Source organism: Shinella sp., assembly GCF_035998705.1.
GTDB lineage: Bacteria > Pseudomonadota > Alphaproteobacteria > Rhizobiales > Rhizobiaceae > Shinella.
In genome coordinates, this window is the sequence record NZ_DASYHH010000031.1 from 16,220 (window position 1) to 35,778 (window position 19,559).

A 19,559-nucleotide genomic window follows, 5' to 3' on the forward strand; every position below is an offset into this window, starting at 1 on the left:
TCAGCCCTCCCTGCCGATACGCCAGCTATCGGCGTAGATGTTGATGGCGGCCGGATCGAAGGTCACGCGCGGATCGGCCGGGATCTCTCCGTCTTCCGGCACGACGATCGCGATCGGCTTGCCGGCAAATTCGGCGCGCACGATCTTCTGGCGGCCGATATCCTCGACCTTGCTGATCGAGACCGGCATACCGTCACGCGAAAGCGTGATGAATTCCGGACGGATGCCGAGCTCGGTCTTGGCACCGACGGCGATCTGCGGCTTGTAGCCGAGCGTCAGCGTCTCCTGGCCGATCCTGACGCTGCTGCCGTCGATCGAGGCCGGCAGCACGTTCATGCCCGGCGAGCCGATGAAATAGCCGACGAAGGTGTGGCTCGGCTTCTCGAAAAGCTCCGCCGGCGTGCCGATCTGCACGATCTGGCCGTCATACATGACGACGACCTTGTCGGCGAAGGTCAGCGCCTCCGTCTGGTCATGCGTGACATAGACCATGGTGAAGCCGAACTGGCGGTGCAGCTTCTTGAGCTGCGAGCGCAGCACCCATTTCATATGCGGATCGATAACGGTCAGCGGCTCGTCGAACAGGATGGCGTTGACGTCGTTGCGCACAAGACCGCGGCCAAGCGAAATCTTCTGCTTCTGATCGGCGGTCAAACCGCGCGCCGTCTTCTTCGCCCAATCCGAGAGGTCGATCATCTCGAGGATCTCGCGCACGCGGCGGTCGACTTCCGGCTCTGCCACGCCGCGGTTGCGCAGCGGGAAGGCTAGGTTGTCGTAGACCGTCATCGTGTCGTAGATCACCGGAAACTGGAAGACCTGCGCGATGTTGCGCTGCTGGGTCGACAGGTTCGTCACGTCATTGCCGTCGAACAGGATGCGGCCTTCGGACGGCTGCAGCAGGCCGGAAATGATGTTGAGCAGCGTGGTCTTGCCGCAGCCGGAGGGGCCGAGCAGCGCATAGGCGCCGCCGTCGTTCCACTCGTGGTGGACTTCCTTCAGCGAGTAGTCCGCCTCCGATTTCGGCTTTTCGCCGTAGGCGTGGCGGATGTGGTCGAGGGTGATGCGTGCCATGGTTTCCTCCTCAGGCCGCCGCGGCCGCCGGTTCGGCGATCGCCCTGCCGTCGGTGCCGAAGGCCATCAGGTGGCGCGTGTCGACATGGACGATGACGATCGCGTCTGGCTCGATGTCGTGGATGCCCGGCGAGAGCATGACCCAGTGACTACCCTCGAACTGGATGTAGATAAAACTCTCCGAACCGGCGATTTCCGAGATGGCGGTGCGCACCTGAAGGCTCGCCGATGCCGGGTTCTGGCTGGAAAGCGACAGGTGGTGCGGATGGAAGGCGATGGTGCAGGGACCGTCAGGCAACCCGGCCAGATGCGCCGGCACCGGAAGCACCGGCTTGCCGCCAACCTCGAAACTGCCGCCATTCTTCAGCACCTGCATCGTGTTCAGCGGCGGATCGGCGAAGGTACGGGCCGTGACGAGGTCACGCGGCCGGCGATAGACATCGATCGTGCGGCCGAATTGCGTAATGCTGCCCTGCGACAGGGTCGCGGTGTTGCCGCCGAGAAGCAGGGCTTCGGAGGGTTCCGTCGTCGCATAGACGAAGATCGCGCCCGAAGCGGCAAAGATCTTCGGCAGTTCCAGCCGCAATTCCTCGCGCAGCTTGTAGTCGAGGTTGGCGAGCGGTTCGTCGAGCAGCACGAGGCGGGCATTCTTGACGATGGCGCGCGCAAGCGCCGTGCGCTGCTGCTGACCGCCGGAGAGATTGAGCGGCGTACGGTCGAGATAGGGCGTCAGCTTCAGGAGCTCGGCGGCCTTCCTCACTTCGCGATCGATCGTCGCCTTGTCCGCGCCCTTGATGCGCATCGGCGAGGCGATGTTCTCGTAGACGGTCAGCGCCGGGTAGTTGATGAACTGCTGGTAGACCATGGCGACGCCGCGATCCTGCACGCGCACGCCCGTCACGTCCTTGCCGTCGAACCAGACGGAGCCGGCGGTCGGCTTGTCGAGGCCGGCCATCAGCCGCATCAGCGAGGTCTTGCCGGACAAAGTCGGCCCGAGCAGCACGTTGAGCGAGCCGCGCTCGAGCACGAGGTTCGTCGGGTGGATATGCGTCTCCGCCCCCGACACCTTCGCGATGTTTCTGAGTTCAAGCATTCCTATCTCCGTCGTTCCTCCCAGCCACCGGATCAGGCGCTAGTTCGGCACCGCCTCCGCGGCCGTCATATAGTCTTCCAGCGCAGCCGTTTCGTCGACTGTCAGATGCAATCCTCGTTTGGTCCGCCGCCACAGCACGTCCTCGGCATGCCGGGCCCATTCTTCCTTCATCAGCCAGCGCACTTCGCGTTCGTAGAGGTCGCTGCCGAAATGCCGTCCAAGATCGTCGATCGTCTTCGCGCCGTCCAGCATGGCTGCGGCGCGCGTGCCATAAAGCCGGACCAGGCGCTGCGCGTGCACGCTGGCCAGAAAGGCAAAGCGCGATGAAAGCGCCTTCACCTCGGCATCGAAACCGTCGACCTTGAAGTCTCCGCCCGGCAGCCGCGATTGCGCCGTCCAGCGGTCACCCTTCACGCCGATCGCTTCCCCGATCTTCTCCAGCGCCGATTCGGCCAGACGCCGGTAGGTTGTGAGCTTGCCGCCGAAAATGTTGAGCAGCGGCGCCACGCCATCGCCCCCCTCGACCTTCAGCACGTAATCGCGCGTCGCTTCCTGCGCCTTGCTGGCGCCGTCGTCGAAAAGCGGGCGCACGCCGGAATAGGTCCAGACGATATCGTCACGCGTCACCGGCTCGGAAAAATATTCGCTGGCCGATTGGCAAAGATAGCCGATTTCCGCGTCGCTGATGCGAACATCTCGGGGATCGCCCTGATAGTCGCGGTCGGTCGTGCCGATCAGCGTGAATTCTTCCTGGTAGGGAATGGCGAAGATGATACGCCCGTCCGGGTTCTGGAAGAAGTAGGCGCGCGGATCGGCGAATTTCTTCTTCACGACGATGTGACTGCCCTGCACGAGACGGACATTGTGCACGTCGTTGCGGCCGAAGGACGAGGCGAGCACCTTGTCGACCCACGGCCCTGCCGCGTTGACCAGCATGCGGGCGCGAAAAACCTCACGCGCACCGGTGTCGACATTCTCCGTCTCGACGTTCCAGTGGCCGTTTTCGCGGCGCGCGGTGACGACCTTGGTGCCGGTGCGGATATCCGCGCCACGGTTGGCGGCGTCGCGGGCGTTGAGCACGACGAGGCGCGCATCGTCCACCCAGCCGTCGGAATATTCGAAGGCCTTGCGAAACAGCTTCTTGAGCGGGCCGCCGGCCGGATCCTTCGCAAGGTCCAGGGTGCGGGTCGCCGGCAGCAGCTTGCGGCCACCGATATAGTCGTAGAGGAACAGGCCGAGGCGGATGAGCCAGGCCGGGCGCGGCCCGCCCGTCTGGAAGGGCAGCACGAAACGCATCGGCCAGATGACGTGCGGCGCCATCGCCCAGAGCACTTCGCGCTCCATCAGCGCCTCGCGCACCAGCCGGAATTCGTAATGTTCGAGATAGCGCAGGCCGCCATGAATGAGCTTGGTGGAAGCCGAGGACGTGCCGGAGGCAAAGTCCTTCATCTCGGCAAGCACGACCGAATATCCACGGCCCGCCGCATCGCGCGCGATACCGCAGCCGTTGATGCCGCCACCGATGACGAAAATATCGCGGATCACGTCGCCGTCCAAAGTCCCCTCCCATTTCGCATCGCACAAATTTTGCGCAGTTGCGAAAGCCAGTGGAGTTAAAACGAAAACATTCCGAATGTCAAACGAATGCGTTCAGGCGGCATCAGCCCGGCGTGGACGTCTCGATCAGCCGCACGTCATGCTCCTGGCAAATGCCGCGAATGCCCTCGAAAGGACAGATGTCGGTAATGAAGGTGTGGACCTGCGAGAGGTGGCCTATGCGCACCGGCGCGGTCCTTTCGAATTTCGTCGAATCCGAAACCAGAATGACGTGGCGAGAATTGGCCATGATCGCCTGCGCCACCTTCACCTCGCGATAATCGAAGTCGAGCAGCGCGCCGTCCTCGTCGATCGCCGAGACGCCGATCACCGCATAGTCGACCTTGAACTGCCGGATGAAATCGACCGCCGCCTCGCCGACGATACCGCCATCCGCGCCGCGCACGACGCCGCCGGCAATCACCACCTCGATCGAGGGGTATACCCGCAAACGATTGGCAACATTGATGTTATTGGTGATGACCATCAGCTCTTTGTGTTCGAGCAGCGCCTCGCCGACGGCCTCCGTCGTCGTGCCGATATTGATGAAGAGCGAGGAATTGTCGGGGATCATGGCAGCGGCGGCGCGGCCGATCGCCTGCTTTTCGGGGGCTGCAATCGAGCGGCGCGCCTCGTATCTGACATTCTCGTTGCCGCTCGGAAACAACGCGCCGCCATGGATGCGCGTCAAGGCCTTGCTGTCGCACAGATCGTTCAGATCCTTGCGGATGGTCTGCGGCGTGACGGAGAATCGCGCCGCGAGATCCTCCACCAGCACCCGGCCCTGGGTTTTTGCGAGATCCAGAATTTCCGTCTGGCGCCCCGTCAGAAACATGAGCCCCTCCCTTGCTTTCGTTTGTTTTCATAATATGCAAAAACGAAAGCACATCAATTGATCCGTTCCGCCTTCTTGGAGCATGCCCTTATTTTTGTGATACTGGCAAACGGTTGAGCGGCGAATAGCGGAGGAGAACCCATGTTTCATCCAGCCTTGTTCAAGGGCGCAAATGTCGTCGTGACCGGCGCAGGGCGCGGCATCGGGCTGGAGATCGCCCGGCAGTTCCTCGATTGCGGCGCCCATGTGCTGCTGCATGGCGGGCGCGCCGCCGCAGGCCCCCTGCCCGATTTCCTGGAGGCCGCGGTCGCCGAAGCCCGTGCCCATATCGTCTATGCGGATTTTCTGGAGGAAGGCGGCATCGGCGCGATCCTGCAACGGGTGGACAGCCTCTTCCCGCATGTCGACGTGCTCATCAATAATGCCGGCACCATGGTGGGCCGCTTCCCGGCCGCCGACCTGACCGACGAGCAATACGAAACGGTCGTGCGCCTCAACCAGACGTCCGTCGTCGAGGTGACGCGCGCGCTGCTGCGGGCGCTGCGCCGTGCGCCCCATGCCGCGATCGTCAACACGGTCTCGATCTCGGCGCTGACCGGCGGCAGCCCCGGCTCGGCGATCTATTCGGCGACGAAGGCCTTCGTCTCGACCTATTCCAAGGGCCTCGCCCGGGAACTGGCACCAGACGGCATCCGCGTCAATTGCGTCTCGCCCGGCACGATCACCACGGATTTCCATTCCCGCTACTCAACCGCCGACAAGCTGGAAGCGACGCGCAAGACCATCCCCTTGCAGCGGCTCGGCACGGCGGAGGACTGCGCCCCCGCCTATCTCTTCCTCGCCTCCAACGCGCTCTCCGGCTATATTACCGGCCAGGTGCTGGAGGTGAACGGCGGCCAGCTCATTTGCTAGGCATTCACGTCGACGACGACGCGCCCCTTGACCTTGCCGTCGAGGATCTGGTTCGCCAGGTCCGGCAGGTCGGACAGCCGGTGTTCCACAACCATGGCTTCCAGCTTGTCCATCGGCAGATCGGAGGCGATGCGGTTCCAGGCGTCGACGCGCTGGTCATAGGGCCGCATGACCGAATCGATGCCGAGCAGGCTGACGCCGCGCAGCAGGAACGGAATGACGGTGAAGGACGGCACGGCGGCGCCGGCCGCAAGGCCGACCGAGGCAACGGCCCCGTCATATTTCATCTGCTTCAGCACACGCGCCAGCATGTCGCCGCCGACCGCATCGATGGCGCCGGCCCAGCGCTCCGATTCGAGCGGCTTGCTGTTCGCTTCCGCAAGCTCGGCCCGGTCGACGATGGTTTCCGCGCCGAGGCTCTTCAGATAGTCCGCGGTCTCCGGCCGGCCCGTCACGGCCGCAACCGAATAACCGAGCCTCGCCAGCAGCGCGACGCCGACGGAGCCGACGCCCCCGGCAGCACCCGTCACCAGCACTTCGCCCTTCAGCGGCGAAAGCCCGGCCTCCTCCAGCGCAATGACGGACAGCATGGAGGTGAGCCCTGCCGTGCCGATCGCCATGGCCTGCCGCGTCGAAAGTTCGTCCGGCAGCGGCACCAGCCAGTCGGCCTTCACCTTGGCGCGGGTGGCGTAACCGCCCCACCACATCTCGCCGACGCGCCAGCCGGTCAGCACCACCCGGTCGCCCGGCCGGTAGCGCGGATCATCCGAGGCCTCGACCGTGCCGGCGAAATCCACGCCCGGCACATGCGGGAAGGAGCGCACCAGCCCGCCCTTACCGTTGATGCAGAGCCCGTCCTTGTAATTGAGCGTCGAATATTCGACGGCGACCGTGACGTCGCCATCGGGAAGCCGCGAATCGTCCAGCTCCTGGATCGAAGCCGAAACCCCGCCGTCTCCGGCCTTCTCGACCAATAATGCCTGAAACGTCATGGCTTCCTCCTGGTGATCGCTTGCGTCACCCCAGATATAGGGCGCGAGGCATTGGTGTCGCCACTGTTCTTTTGTATCAAGGGGAAGGAGGCCGGTGCCGATGATAGACAAGCTCGAATATTTCATCGCGCTCGCCCGCGAAAAACATTTTGCGCGGGCGGCGGAGGAAATCGGCATTTCGCAGCCGACGCTCTCGGCCGCCATCCGCCAGTTGGAAGACCAGCTCGGCGTGATGCTCGTCGTGCGCGGCTCCCGCTTCCAGGGCCTGACGCCGGAAGGCCAGCGCGTGCTCGAATGGGCCCGCCGCATCGTCGGCGACACCCGCACCATGCGCGAGGAAATGCGCGCGGCGCGAAAAGGCCTTTCCGGCCATATCCGCCTTGCCGCCATCCCCACCACGCTCGCCATGGTGCCGCGCATCACCGCGCCCTTCCAGGAAAAACACCCGGACGTCACCTTCTCCATCCTCTCGACGACCTCGATCAAGATCCTCGGCCTGCTCGAAAACCTGGAGATCGACGCCGGCCTCACCTATCTCGAAAACGAGCCGCTCGGCCGCGTCACCAGCGTGCCGCTGCTGCACGAGCACTATTGCCTCGTCACCGCCAGGGGCACCGCCTTTTCCGATCGCGAAACCGTGACCTGGCAGGAGGCCGGCAGTGTTAGGCTTTGCCTATTGACCGCCGACATGCAGAACCGCCGCATCATCAACCGGCACTTCGCCGAAGCCGGCGTCACGGTCGAGCCCTCGCTGGAGGCGAACTCGATGATCGTTCTGTTCTCCCATGTCCGCACGGGACGCTGGGCCAGCATCATGCCAAGAAATGTCGCGAAATCGTTTGGATTTCCTGACCAAATAAGTATAGTTTCGCTTGTCGATCCGGATCCGCACCACACGGTCGGTCTGGTCGCCACCCATCGCGAGCCCTTCACCCCGCTCGTCTCGGCCCTGCTGCACGAAGCCCGCGTGCTTGCCGAAAAAGGGATCGATTGATAGGAAATTTCTATCGATCAACGGCTTTGCTTTATTGACCCGTCGTCTCGCGACTGAGAAGCTGTCAGAACAATCGCGTGGATCGACAGGGTTCCGGTCTTCGCCGAACAATTTCAATGGTATCGGCGCGACAGAACCCGGGAGGCCTTGCGGTTCATTCGTGTCGGTTGGGAGGCCTGACCATGAATGTGCACGTCACCGGCAACGATGTAGGCGCGAGGACGCTGGCAATCGTCAGCGAATTGAAGAGGCTCGAAGGGCCGCTTCTGCCCATCCTGCACGAGATCCAGGCCGAGTTCGGCTATGTGCCGCAGGAAAGCCTGCCGGTCATTGCCGAGCAATTGAACCTTTCGCGCGCCGAAGTGCACGGCGTCGTCACCTTCTATCACGACTACCGCGACCACCCGACGGGGCGGCATGTGCTAAAACTCTGTCGCGCCGAGGCCTGTCAGTCGATGGGCGGGGACGAGGTCGCCGAGCGCGTGAAATCGCTGCTCGGCATCGATTTCCACCAGACGACGCTGGACGGCGCGGTGACGCTGGAGCCCGTCTACTGTCTCGGGCTCTGTTCCTGCGCACCGGCCGCGATGTTCGACGGCGCGGTGCATGGGAGGGTCGATGCCGAACTTGCGAAAGAACTCGTCGCGGAGGCACGCCGATGACCGTGCGCATCTACATTCCCCGCGATGCCGCAGCCCTTGCGCTTGGCGCCGACCGCGTCGTCAAGGCGCTTTCCCGCGAGGCTGAAACCCGCAAGCTCGACATCACGATCGTGCGCAACGGTTCGCGCGGCATGCACTGGCTGGAGCCGCTGGTCGAGGTCGAGACGGCGCAAGGCCGCATCGCCTATGGCCCGGTGAAGCCGTCCGACATCGCCGACCTGCTGGATGCCGGGCTCACCGAGGGCAAGGCGCACCCGCTCTGTCTTGGCGGAACGGAAGAGATTCCGTTCCTGAAGAACCAGACCCGCCTCACCTTCGCCCGCTGCGGCGTCATCGATCCCGTCTCGCTGGAGGACTACAAGGCCCATGGCGGCCTGAAGGGCCTCGAAAACGCCATCGCAATGGCGCCCGCTGATGTCGTCAAACAGGTCACCGACAGTGGTCTTCGCGGCCGCGGCGGCGCGGGCTTTCCGACCGGAATCAAGTGGAAGACTGTGCTCGACGCACCCCTTAATGCAGAAAAGGGCGACAGAAAATACATCGTCTGCAATGCCGATGAAGGCGACAGCGGCACTTTCGCCGACCGCATGATCATGGAAGGCGATCCCTTCGTGCTGATCGAGGGCATGGCGATCGCCGGCCTCGCGACCGGCGCCACCAAGGGCTTCGTCTATATCCGCTCGGAATATCCGCAGGCGATCGACGCCATGAACGAGGCGGTCACCGTCGCGCGCGCCGCCGGCGTGCTCGGCCCCTCGGTGCTCGGCTCGGGAAAAGCCTTCGACATGGAAATCCGCGTCGGCGCCGGTGCCTATGTCTGCGGCGAGGAAACGGCACTGCTCAACAGCCTGGAAGGCAAGCGCGGCATCGTGCGCGCCAAGCCGCCGCTGCCGGCATTGCAGGGCTTCATGGGCCGCCCGACGGTCGTCAACAACGTCATCTCGCTCGCCTCCGTGCCGATCATCATGGACAAGGGCGCTGACTTCTACCGAGATTTCGGCATGGGCCGCTCGCGCGGCACGATCCCCCTCCAGATCGCAGGCAACGTCAAACATGGTGGCCTTTACGAGACCGCCTTCGGCCTGACGCTCGGCGAGATCGTCGATGGCATCGGCGGCGGCTCGGCCTCCGGCCGCCCGGTGCGCGCCGTGCAGGTGGGCGGCCCGCTCGGCGCCTATTTCCCGCAGGCACTGTTCGACACGCCCTTCGACTACGAGGCCTTCGCCGCCAAGGACGGCCTCATCGGCCATGCCGGCATCACCGTCTTCGACGACACGGTCGACATGCTGAAGCAGGCCCGTTTCGCCATGGAGTTCTGCGCGGTCGAAAGCTGCGGCAAGTGCACGCCCTGTCGCATCGGCTCGACGCGCGGCGTCGAGACGGCCGACCGGATCGCCCAGGGCATCGAGCCGGAAAAGAACCGCGAACTGCTGGCCGACCTCTGCAACACGATGAAATTCGGCTCGCTCTGCGCGCTGGGCGGCTTCACGCCCTATCCGGTGATGAGCGCCATGACCCATTTCCCCGAAGATTTTTCGCCGGCGCCCATCGCCGAAGCAGCGGAGTGATCCCATGTCCCTCGTTCCCGAAATCGACTACGGCACGCCCGCCTCCCGCGCGGAAAAGATGGTGACGCTCACCATCGACGGCAACGAGATCTCCGTACCCGAGGGCACCTCCATCATGCGCGCCTCGATGGAGGCCGGCATAAAGGTGCCGAAACTCTGCGCCACCGACATGGTGGACGCCTTCGGTTCCTGCCGCCTCTGTCTCGTCGAGATCGAGGGCCGCAACGGCACGCCCGCCTCCTGCACCACGCCGGTGGCGCCGGGCCTCGTCGTCCATACCCAGACGAGCCGGCTGAAGACCATCCGCAAGGGCGTGATGGAACTCTATATCTCCGACCACCCGCTCGACTGTCTCACCTGTGCGGCGAACGGCGACTGCGAATTGCAGGACATGGCCGGCGCCGTCGGCCTGCGCGACGTGCGCTATGGCTACGAGGGCGACAACCACGTCAAGGCGCGCAGCAACGGCGAGACGAATGCCCGCTTCATGCCGAAGGACGAATCGAACCCCTATTTTACCTATGATCCATCGAAATGCATCGTCTGTTCGCGCTGCGTGCGCGCGTGCGAAGAGGTGCAGGGCACCTTCGCGCTGACCATCGAGGGCCGCGGTTTCGATAGCCGCGTCTCGCCCGGCATGCACGAGCATTTCATCGATTCCGAATGCGTCTCCTGCGGCGCCTGCGTGCAGGCCTGCCCGACCGCGACGCTCACCGAAAAGTCGGTCATCGCCATCGGCCAGCCGGAACATTCCGTCGTCACCACCTGTGCCTATTGCGGCGTCGGCTGCTCCTTTAAGGCCGAAATGCGCGGCGAAGAGCTGGTGCGCATGGTGCCCTGGAAGGACGGCCAGGCCAACCGCGGCCATTCCTGCGTCAAGGGCCGCTTCGCCTATGGCTATTCGACCCACCGCGACCGCATCCTCAACCCGATGGTCCGCGAGAAGATTTCGGACCCGTGGCGCGAAGTGACCTGGGAAGAGGCCTATGCCCATGTCGCCGCCGAATTCCGCCGCATCCAGTACCAATATGGCCGCGATTCGATCGGCGGCATCACCTCGTCGCGCTGTACCAACGAAGAGACCTATCTGGTCCAGAAACTGATCCGCGCCGGCTTCGGCAACAACAATGTCGATACCTGCGCCCGCGTCTGCCATTCGCCGACCGGTTACGGCCTCGGCCAGGCCTTCGGCACCTCCGCCGGCACACAGAATTTCGATTCGGTCGAACACACCGATGTCGTCATCGTCATCGGCGCCAACCCGACGGACGGCCATCCGGTCTTCGCCTCGCGCCTCAAGAAGCGCCTGCGCCAGGGCGCCAGGCTGATCGTCATCGATCCGCGCCGCATCGAGCTTGTCTCCTCGCCGCATATCAAGGCCTCCCATCACCTGCCGCTGAAGCCCGGCACCAATGTCGCCGTCGTCACCGCACTCGCCCATGTCATCGTGACGGAGGGCCTCTACGACGAAAAATTCATCCGCGAGCGTTGCGACTGGTCGGAATTCGAGGATTGGGCCGCCTTCGTCGCCGAACAGCGCCACAGCCCCGAGACGATCGAACCCTTCACCGGCGTGCCGGCTGAGGAACTGCGCGCCGCCGCCCGGCTTTTCGCCACCGGCGGCAACGGCTCGATCTATTACGGCCTCGGCGTCACCGAGCACAGCCAGGGTTCGACGACCGTCATGGCCATCGCCAACCTCGCCATGGCGACCGGCAATATCGGCCGCCCGGGCGTCGGCGTGAACCCGCTGCGCGGCCAGAACAACGTGCAGGGCTCCTGCGACATGGGTTCCTTCCCACACGAGCTGCCGGGCTACCGCCATATCTCGGACGACGCGACCCGCGACATCTTCGAAAAACTCTGGGGCGTGAAGCTCAACAACGAGCCGGGCCTGCGCATCCCCAACATGCTGGACGCGGCCGTCGAGGGCACGTTCAAGGGCATCTACATCCAGGGCGAGGACATCCTCCAGTCCGACCCGGACACCAGGCATGTCTCGGCCGGCCTGGCCGCGATGGAATGCGTCGTCGTGCAGGATCTTTTCCTCAACGAGACGGCCAACTATGCCCACGTCTTCCTGCCGGGCTCGACCTTCCTGGAAAAGGACGGCACCTTCACCAATGCCGAGCGCCGCATCAACCGCGTGCGCCGCGTCATGACGCCGAAAAACGGCTATGCGGACTGGGAGGTCACCCAGAACCTCGCAACGGCCATGGGCCTTAACTGGAACTACACGCATCCGTCGCAAATCATGGACGAGATCGCCGCGACGACGCCGAGCTTCGCGCTCGTCTCCTACGACTACCTGGAAAAGGTCGGCTCGGTGCAGTGGCCCTGCAACGAGAAGAGCCCGGAAGGGTCGCCGATCATGCACATCAACGGCTTCGTGCGCGGCAAGGGTAAGTTCATACGCACGGAATATGTCGCGACGGACGAAAAGACCGGCCCGCGCTTCCCGCTGCTGCTCACCACCGGCCGCGTGCTCAGCCAGTACAATGTCGGCGCCCAGACGCGGCGCACGGAAAACGTCGTCTGGCACGACGAGGACCGGCTGGAGATCCACCCGCACGATGCGGAAAACCGCGGCATCCGCGACGGCGACTGGGTGCGTCTCGCCAGCCGCGCCGGCGAGACGACCTTGCGGTCCCTCGTCACCGACCGCGTCGCGCCGGGCGTCGTCTACACCACCTTCCACCACCCGCTGACGCAGGCGAATGTCATCACCACCGATTTCTCGGACTGGGCGACCAATTGTCCGGAGTATAAGGTGACGGCCGTGCAGATCTCCCCGTCGAACGGCCCGTCCGACTGGCAGGTCGAATATGACGAGCTCGCCCGTCGGTCGCGCCGCATCGCGGGCAAGCTGGAGGCAGCAGAATAGGATCCCACGTGCCGGATTTTTCCACGTCGACCAAGGCCACCGAGGCCGTGGCCCTGGTTACGGAGACCGCCCGCCGCAACGGGCGTCTTACCGTGGGCGAGCGCTTCGTGCCGGAGGAAACCCCGGTCGCCTTCTCCTATGCCGGCTCGACCCATGCCGTGATGATGGCGAGCCCCGCCGACCTCGAGGATTTCGCCGTCGGCTTCAGCCTGACGGAAGGCATCATCAGCGATCCGGGCGAGATCGAGACCATCGAGGTGGTGGCGGAAGACAAGGGCATAGACGTGCAGGTGCGGCTTGCCGATCCGCAGAACGACGCGCTGACCGCCCGCCGCCGCCACATGGCCGGCCCCGTCGGATGCGGCCTGTGCGGCATCGAATCGATCGAGCAGGCGGTCCGCGTGACGCCCTCCGTGCGTTCGTCGACGCTTACGCTCACCGAAGACGAGGTGGCGGATGCCGTTCGCCTCCTGAACGGCCAGCAGCCGCTGCATATGGTGACGCGCGCCGTGCATGGCGCCGGTTTCTACGTGCCGGGCACCGGCCTCATCGCCGTGCGCGAAGATGTCGGCCGGCACAATGCGCTCGACAAACTGGTCGGCGCCGCGCGCCGCGCCGGGCATGTGGGTGCGGCCGGCGCCGTCGTCGTGACGAGCCGCGTCTCCGTCGAGATGGTGCAGAAGACGGCGATCATCGGCAGCCCCTTCATTATCGCCATTTCCGCGCCGACAGCACTTGCCATCCGCACGGCGGAGGATGCCGGCATGACGCTGATCGCGCTGGTGCGCGGCGACGAATTCGAGATTTTCACCGGTGCGGAGCGCATCGTGCCCGGCGCGGAACGGCGCCTGGGCAACGGTTAGGAGCCAAAAATGTCAGAAGGCAGCAAGATCCCCAGGATGGCGAACCAGATCGCCACCTTCTTCCATTCGCAGCCCGCAAGCGAGGGCCCGAACGGTGTGGCGACCCATATCAACAAGTTCTGGGAGCCGCGCATGCGCCGGCAGCTTTTCGATATCGTCGACAATCACGGCGGTGAAGGGCTGGACAGCCTCGTCCTGCAAGCCGTGCCGCTGATCCATCGCCCACCTCCGGCCGAAGTGCCCCCGGCGCGCGAAAACAGCGCTCCGCCCGCACCCTGAGGCCCTTCCCCTGAAACGCCAACGGCCGGCATCGCTGCCGGCCGTTTCTTTCATGCCGCGATGCGCGCTTAGAACTCTTCCCAGTTCTCCGCTGCCTGCGCCGAGGAGCCACGCGGCGTCCGCAGGGTGCGCGCCACGGCATGAAGCTGCGATACGGGTGCCGGCGACGGCGCCCGCTGGACCGGCTGGGCATTGCCGGCGAGCCGGAAGCGGCGGATGAGGGTGTGCAGCGCGTCTGCCTCGCGCGCCATGGCGTGGCTGGCCGCCGTGCTTTCCTCGACCATCGCCGCATTCTGCTGCGTCGCCTGGTCCATCGAGTTGACCGACTGGTTGATCTCGCGAAGCCCGGTGGATTGTTCGCGCGAGGCCTCGACGATCGCCGCCACGTTTGTGTGGACCTCCTGCACCTGGCCGAGGATTTCCTGCAAGGCGCGCCCGGTCTCGTCGACCAGCGCCACGCCGCTCTTCACCTGCTCGCCCGAGGTGGTGATCAGCGCCTTGATGTCCTTGGCGGCACTGGCCGAACGCTGCGCGAGTTCGCGCACTTCCTGCGCCACGACGGCAAAACCCTTGCCCGCCTCGCCCGCCCGCGCCGCTTCCACGCCGGCATTCAGCGCCAGGAGATTGGTCTGGAAGGCGATGTCATCGATGACGCCGATAATGTTGGAGATTTCGCGCGAGGACTGCTCGATCTGCCCCATCGCGCCGATCGCCTTCTTGACGACCTCGCCGGATTTTTCCGCACCCGCCCGGGTCCTGGCGACGAGCGTCCCGGCCTCGTCGGCGCGGCGGCTCGAATCGGCGACCGTCGTGGTGATTTCGTCGAGGGCGGCTGCGGTCTCCTCCACGGAGGCCGCCTGCTGCTCGGTGCGCCTGGCGAGGTCGTCCGCCGCCGAGCGGATCTCCTGCGCACCCGACGCGATGGCATTGGCGTTGGTCTCGACCGTGCGCATCGCGTCATGCAGGCCGGCGACCGCCTCGTTGAAATCCTTGCGCACCGCTTCCATCGATGGAACGAAGGCCTTGGTGAGATTTTGCGTCAGGTCGCCATCCGCCAGCGCCTTCAGCGCGCCGCCGAGCATGTTGATCGCCGACATGCGTTCGGTCACGTCGGTCGCGAACTTGACGACCTTGTAGACCCGCCCGTTGAGGTCGCGGATCGGATTGTAGGCGGCCTGGATCCAGATTTCCCGTCCGCCCTTGCCGTAGCGCACGAATTCGTTGGAGATGAACTGCCCGTCGGCAAGGTTCTTCCAGAAGTCCGCATAGGCCTGCGTCTGCACATAGGCGGGATCGCAGAACATGCGGTGATGTTTGCCGCGGATTTCCGAGAGATCGTAGCCAAGCCCGGCACAGAAATTCTCGTTGGCATGGAGGATTTCGCCGGTCGGGGTGAATTCGATGACAGCCTGCGAGCGCGAGATCGCATCGAGCTTGGCGGCATCCTCCGCCGCGCGCATCTTCACCTCGGTAATGTCCGTCGCGAACTTGACGACCTTGTAGGGCTTGCCGCGGCGCAGGACCGGATTGTACGAGGCCTGGATCCAGATCTCGCTGCCATCCCTGCGCAGGCGCTTGTAGCTGTTCGAATCATATTCGCCGCGCCCGAGCCGCGCCCAGAACTGGCGGTACTCCTCGCTCGCCGTATAGGCGGCTTCGCAGAACATGCGGTGGTGTTTGCCGACGATGTCCTTCAGTTCATAACCGAGTGCACGGCAGAAATTTTCGTTGGCGGACAGGATGTTCCCGGTGAGATCGAACTGGATCACGGCCTGCGAGCGCGACAGCGCATCGAATATGTGGCTTGCACCCATGGACTTCGCGAATGAAAGCATGACCTGTCCCTCTGTGCGATCGCACGGTCTTCCCGGATGGCTCGCGGCACGATCGTCGGTTGTTGACGTTCCGGCACGGGGCTGCACACGCCGGCGAATACAATCTTCGCGGGGGGCGTCATGCCGGACCGAAGAAATGCGCTTCTACAATCCAAGATGGCGAAACAAGCTTAAGAATTGGTGAAAATCGGACGGCGATTTTTTTGATCTATTATATAACAATGACTTACAGATAGCTTGAAAAAATGCAGATTACGTTACGTCAGGCACGCGGTCTCCCAGCCATCAACAAATTCACTGCAAAGTTGCACCCAGAAATGGCCAATAAAAAACCGCCGCGTAATCGCGCGGCGGTTCCTGTATCCGGCAATTATAGGGGCGATCAGGCCGCCATGTCTTCCACGTCGCGCTCCTTGAACATGCGCGCCAGGTTGAGGAAGCAGATCATGCCGTTCTCGTGGGCAATGATGCCCTCTGCATAGGCCTTGTCGAAGGAGGTCGTCACTTCCGGCACGGGCTGGATCTGCTCGCTGCGAATGGTGAGGATGTCGGACACCCGGTCGACGACGAGGCCGACGACCATGCTGTGCACTTCGGCGACCACGATGGCGCTACGCTCATTGGCTTCCGTGCTCTTCATGCCGAGCTTGTGGGCGAGGTCGATGATCGGGATCACCGTGCCGCGCAGGTTCATCACGCCGATAACGTCAGGCGGCGAATGCGGGATCGGCGTGGACGGCGCCCAGCCGCGGATTTCGCGGATCGTCGTCGTCTTCACGCAGAATTCCTGATCGTGCAGGCGGAATGCGATGATTTCGAGCGTGTCGCCGGCAAAGGTGGCCGTATTGATGGAGGTCATCGGGATCTTTCCAGGTTGATCTGCGTCGTGAATACGATCCTATGCATGCCCTGGTTAAAATCTTTCAAACGCCCGGCCATTGCCGTGCCGAAAATGCGGAAAGGCCCCCGCGTCGCCGCGGGGCCTTCGATCTTCCAGGCCTGCCAACCCGTCAGGTGCGCAGCACGGCCTCGAACTGTTCCAGCGCCCAATCCACCTGATCGCCGGTAATGACGAGCGGCGGCGCGATACGGATCGTGTCGCCATGGGTGTCCTTGGCGAGGATGCCGCGTTCCTTCAGCGCCTCGCAATATTTGCGCGCGCCGCCGGCAGCGGCGTCGAGCTCCACAGCCAGCATCAGGCCGCGGCCGCGCACGTCCTTGATGATGTTGGAACGGATGCCCCTGAGGCCTTCCTGAAAACGATCGCCCATGCGCGCCGAATTGCCGATCATGTCCTCCTCGACCAGCACCTTCAGCGCCGCGCGCGCGATGGCGCAGGCGAGCGGATTGCCGCCGAAGGTCGAGCCATGCTGGCCTGGCTGCAGCACGCCGAGCACCTCGCTGTTCGAAAGCACCGCCGAGACCGGATAAAAACCGCCGGACAACGCCTTGCCGACCAGCGTCACATCCGCCTCGATGCCCTCGTGCTCCTCGGCGAGCAGCTTGCCGGTGCGGCCGAGGCCGGTCTGGATCTCGTCGAGGATCAGCGTGATACCATGCCTGGTGCAAAGTTCGCGAACCGCCGTAAAATAGCCGGCCGGCGGGATGATCACGCCCGCCTCGCCCTGGATCGGCTCGATCAGGAAAGCGACCGTGTTTTCGTTGATCGCCGCGCGAAACGCATCGAGATCGCCGAAGGGCACATGCCGGAAACCGGGCGCGAAGGGGCCGAAGCCGGTGCGTGCATCCGGATCGGTCGAGAAGCCGACGATGCCCATGGTGCGGCCGTGGAAATTGTTGGAGCAGACAACGATCTCGGCGCGCCCTTCCGGCACGCCCTTCACCTCGTAGCCCCACTTGCGCACCGCCTTGACAGCGGTCTCCACGGCTTCCGCGCCGGAATTCATCGGCAGCACCTTGTGCGAGCCGGTGAGGGCCGCGATCTCCTCGTAGAAATGCGCGAGCTGGTCGTTGCGGAAGGCGCGCGATGTGAGCGTCAGCTTCTGCGCCTGCTCCACCATCGCCGCGAGGATCTTGGGGTGGCAATGGCCCTGGTTGACCGCCGAATAGGCCGAAAGGCAGTCGAGATAGCGGTTGCCGTCGATATCCCAGACATACACGCCCTCGCCGCGCGACAGCACGACGTCGAGCGGCTTGTAGTTATGGGCGCCGAGACGGTACTCGGTTTCGATCAGGCTTTCGGTCGACGGCGTCATAAAGTCCTCCGGGGGTTCAGGCGCTGCGGGTCGGCCGGTCGAGAATGCGGCGCCCGAAGAGGCTTGCGGTCAGTTCGACGAGGATGCGCGCACTCTTGCCGCGGTCATCGAGGAAGGGATTCAGCTCGACGAGGTCGAGCGAGGAGACGAGGCCGCTGTCGCAGAGCATCTCCATGATGAGATGGGCCTCGCGGAACGTCGCACCGCCCGGCACCGTGGTGCCGACGCCCGGCGCCAGTTCCGGATCGAGGAAATCGACGTCGAGGCTGACATGCAGCAGGCCATTTGCCGCTTTGATGCGGGCGATGATGTCGTGCATGATATGCGCCATGCCGGTCTCATCGATCGAGCGCATGTCATAGACATTGACGCCGTGTTCGGCGATCTCTTCGCGCTCGCGTGCATCGACGGAGCGGATGCCGACCTGAAAGACGTTCTTCGGATCGACCAAAGGGCGGCCCGCTTCGAGGATCGGCGCGAATTCGGCCTCGCCGCAGAAGAAGGCGACCGGCATGCCATGCATGTTGCCCGAGGGCGAGCTCGCCGGCGAGTTGAAGTCCGCATGCGCATCGAGCCAGAGCACGTAGAGCGGGCGGCCCGCATCGGCGGCATAACGCGCCATGCCGGAGACGGAGCCCATCGACAGCGCGTGGTCGCCGCCGAGCACGAGCGGGAACTTTCCGCCGCGCGCCGCATCGTAGACCGCCGTGTCGAGCGCGCGGGTGAAGGCCGCGACGATCTGCAGGTCGTTCGCCTTCGGATGGTTGGCGAGGTCGCGCGCCGGCAGCGGATGCAGGTCGCCTTCGTCCGTCACCGTGTGACCGAGTTCGATCAGGGTCGTGTCGACGCCCGCGATGCGCAGCGCCGTCGGGCCCATCGCCGCGCCGCGGCGGCCGGAGCCTTCTTCCAGAGGTGCGCCGATCAGCGCGATGTGCTTGTCATTTTCAGCCATGGTTTCCCCGCAGATGCATGAGAGCCGGTATGCCCGGTTTTGCGCAATTATTGCCCGCCACGCCGTTGGCAAAAAGAGGAAAAACTGACAAATAGACGGCTCATTTCAGCATTTTGCAAAGCACGGGGCGACACAATGGTAAGTCTCGACGATCTCGACCATGCGCTGATTAGCGCGCTACGCCACAATGCTCGCACGCCGGTCTCTTCGCTTGCCGCCACGACGGGCGCGTCGCGGGCGACGGTCGCGGCGCGCATCGAGCGGCTCGTCTCATCGGGAACGATCGCCGCCTTCACCATCCGCACGGGTGCGGAGCTGACCGGCAGCGGCGTGCGCGCCATCGTGATGATCGAGTTGCACGGCAAGATGGCCGACCGCGTGGCCGCCCAGCTTCGCGGCCTGCCGCAGGTGCGCGCACTGCACTCCACCAACGGCCGCTGGGATTTCATCGCCGAACTCGAAGACCGCGACCTCGGCACCTTCGACGAAACGCTCCACCGCATCCGCCTCATCGACGGCATCACGGTGACCGAGACGAATATCCTGCTGAAGACGACGAAGAACGCACTGGCGTGAGCCGGTTCACCTGTTGCCCCACCCTCCACGTCATCCTCGGGCTTGACCCGAGGATCCACGCATCACCGCACGCGTTGAATTTGTCGCATGGATCCTCGGGTCAAGCCCGAGCAACTGTGTTGTGAGATGTCAAGACAGGAACGCTCTGTTGTCCCTCACGGCTGCATTGAGGGCGACGAGGAGGCGTCTTGCGATGGCGATGATGACGAGCTTGGCTGGTTTGCCCTTGTC

17 protein-coding genes are annotated in these 19,559 nt (G+C 64.2%); 8 read left to right on the top strand and 9 right to left on the bottom strand.

From position 1 onward, the window contains the following. From VGN93_RS28015 to VGN93_RS28030, 4 genes are all read right to left on the bottom strand, one after another. On the bottom strand, positions 1 to 1,071 hold the full coding sequence (locus VGN93_RS28015) for an ABC transporter ATP-binding protein (protein ID WP_327510211.1): 1,071 nt from the start codon (positions 1,069 to 1,071) through the stop codon (positions 1 to 3). Between the two features lie 10 nt (positions 1,072 to 1,081). After that, positions 1,082 to 2,164: an ABC transporter ATP-binding protein gene (locus VGN93_RS28020; protein WP_327510212.1), complete on the bottom strand. Its 1,083-nt coding sequence runs from the start codon at positions 2,162 to 2,164 to the stop codon at positions 1,082 to 1,084. A 39-nt stretch (positions 2,165 to 2,203) separates the two neighbouring features. Continuing rightward, a complete protein-coding gene (gene glpD / locus VGN93_RS28025; protein WP_327510213.1) occupies positions 2,204 to 3,721 on the bottom strand; it encodes a glycerol-3-phosphate dehydrogenase in 1,518 nt (505 codons plus the stop codon). Between the two features lie 103 nt (positions 3,722 to 3,824). Continuing rightward, positions 3,825 to 4,595: a DeoR/GlpR family DNA-binding transcription regulator gene (locus tag VGN93_RS28030; protein WP_327510214.1), complete on the bottom strand. Its 771-nt coding sequence runs from the start codon at positions 4,593 to 4,595 to the stop codon at positions 3,825 to 3,827. A 141-nt stretch (positions 4,596 to 4,736) separates the two neighbouring features. Here VGN93_RS28030 and VGN93_RS28035 point away from each other — a divergent pair, with 141 nt between their 5' ends. Next, positions 4,737 to 5,507 carry an SDR family oxidoreductase gene (locus VGN93_RS28035; protein ID WP_327510215.1) on the top strand — a complete coding sequence of 257 codons (771 nt, stop codon included), beginning with the start codon at positions 4,737 to 4,739 and terminating at the stop codon, positions 5,505 to 5,507. Here the strand turns inward: VGN93_RS28035 and VGN93_RS28040 are convergent. Next, positions 5,504 to 6,499 (bottom strand): MDR family oxidoreductase, encoded by a 996-nt coding sequence (locus tag VGN93_RS28040; protein WP_327510216.1) that lies wholly within the window; start codon positions 6,497 to 6,499, stop codon positions 5,504 to 5,506. The two genes, VGN93_RS28035 and VGN93_RS28040, sit on opposite strands and share 4 nt — an antisense overlap. Before the next feature lie 100 nt (positions 6,500 to 6,599). Between VGN93_RS28040 and VGN93_RS28045 the strand changes: the two genes are divergently transcribed. From VGN93_RS28045 to VGN93_RS28070, 6 genes are all read left to right on the top strand, one after another. Continuing rightward, positions 6,600 to 7,493: a LysR family transcriptional regulator gene (locus tag VGN93_RS28045; protein WP_327510217.1), complete on the top strand. Its 894-nt coding sequence runs from the start codon at positions 6,600 to 6,602 to the stop codon at positions 7,491 to 7,493. 182 nt (positions 7,494 to 7,675) lie between these two features. Further along, positions 7,676 to 8,155: a formate dehydrogenase subunit gamma gene (locus VGN93_RS28050; RefSeq protein WP_319324715.1), complete on the top strand. Its 480-nt coding sequence runs from the start codon at positions 7,676 to 7,678 to the stop codon at positions 8,153 to 8,155. Continuing rightward, complete coding sequence (locus VGN93_RS28055) at positions 8,152 to 9,723, top strand: NADH-quinone oxidoreductase subunit NuoF (protein ID WP_327510218.1); 1,572 nt, start codon at positions 8,152 to 8,154, stop codon at positions 9,721 to 9,723. Before VGN93_RS28050 ends, VGN93_RS28055 begins: the two co-directional genes overlap by 4 nt. A 4-nt stretch (positions 9,724 to 9,727) precedes the next feature. After that, positions 9,728 to 12,607, top strand: a complete 2,880-nt coding sequence (gene fdhF, locus VGN93_RS28060; protein ID WP_327510219.1) for a formate dehydrogenase subunit alpha — start codon at positions 9,728 to 9,730, stop codon at positions 12,605 to 12,607. A gap of 8 nt (positions 12,608 to 12,615) precedes the next feature. Further along, the gene (gene fdhD / locus VGN93_RS28065; protein WP_414714200.1) at positions 12,616 to 13,470 is read left to right on the top strand and encodes a formate dehydrogenase accessory sulfurtransferase FdhD; all 855 of its coding nucleotides are present in this window, start codon (positions 12,616 to 12,618) and stop codon (positions 13,468 to 13,470) included. Positions 13,471 to 13,479: 9 nt separating this feature from the next. Then, the gene (locus tag VGN93_RS28070) at positions 13,480 to 13,749 is read left to right on the top strand and encodes a formate dehydrogenase subunit delta (protein ID WP_256121297.1); all 270 of its coding nucleotides are present in this window, start codon (positions 13,480 to 13,482) and stop codon (positions 13,747 to 13,749) included. Between the two features lie 68 nt (positions 13,750 to 13,817). On the opposite strand, the gene VGN93_RS28075 is transcribed toward VGN93_RS28070, so the two are convergent. The 4 genes from VGN93_RS28075 to rocF all read right to left on the bottom strand — a co-directional run bounded on the left by VGN93_RS28075 (position 13,818) and on the right by rocF (position 18,752). Further along, on the bottom strand, positions 13,818 to 15,584 hold the full coding sequence (locus VGN93_RS28075) for a PAS domain-containing methyl-accepting chemotaxis protein (RefSeq protein ID WP_327510220.1): 1,767 nt from the start codon (positions 15,582 to 15,584) through the stop codon (positions 13,818 to 13,820). A 382-nt stretch (positions 15,585 to 15,966) separates the two neighbouring features. Further along, positions 15,967 to 16,443 carry a chemotaxis protein CheW gene (locus VGN93_RS28080; RefSeq protein ID WP_327510221.1) on the bottom strand — a complete coding sequence of 159 codons (477 nt, stop codon included), beginning with the start codon at positions 16,441 to 16,443 and terminating at the stop codon, positions 15,967 to 15,969. Between the two features lie 151 nt (positions 16,444 to 16,594). Continuing rightward, complete coding sequence (gene rocD / locus VGN93_RS28085) at positions 16,595 to 17,800, bottom strand: ornithine--oxo-acid transaminase (RefSeq protein WP_327510222.1); 1,206 nt, start codon at positions 17,798 to 17,800, stop codon at positions 16,595 to 16,597. 16 nt (positions 17,801 to 17,816) lie between these two features. Beyond that, positions 17,817 to 18,752 carry an arginase gene (rocF, locus tag VGN93_RS28090; protein WP_327510223.1) on the bottom strand — a complete coding sequence of 312 codons (936 nt, stop codon included), beginning with the start codon at positions 18,750 to 18,752 and terminating at the stop codon, positions 17,817 to 17,819. A 135-nt stretch (positions 18,753 to 18,887) separates the two neighbouring features. Here rocF and VGN93_RS28095 point away from each other — a divergent pair, with 135 nt between their 5' ends. Then, positions 18,888 to 19,328 carry an Lrp/AsnC family transcriptional regulator gene (locus VGN93_RS28095; RefSeq protein ID WP_327510224.1) on the top strand — a complete coding sequence of 147 codons (441 nt, stop codon included), beginning with the start codon at positions 18,888 to 18,890 and terminating at the stop codon, positions 19,326 to 19,328. Positions 19,329 to 19,559: the final 231 nt, after the last annotated feature.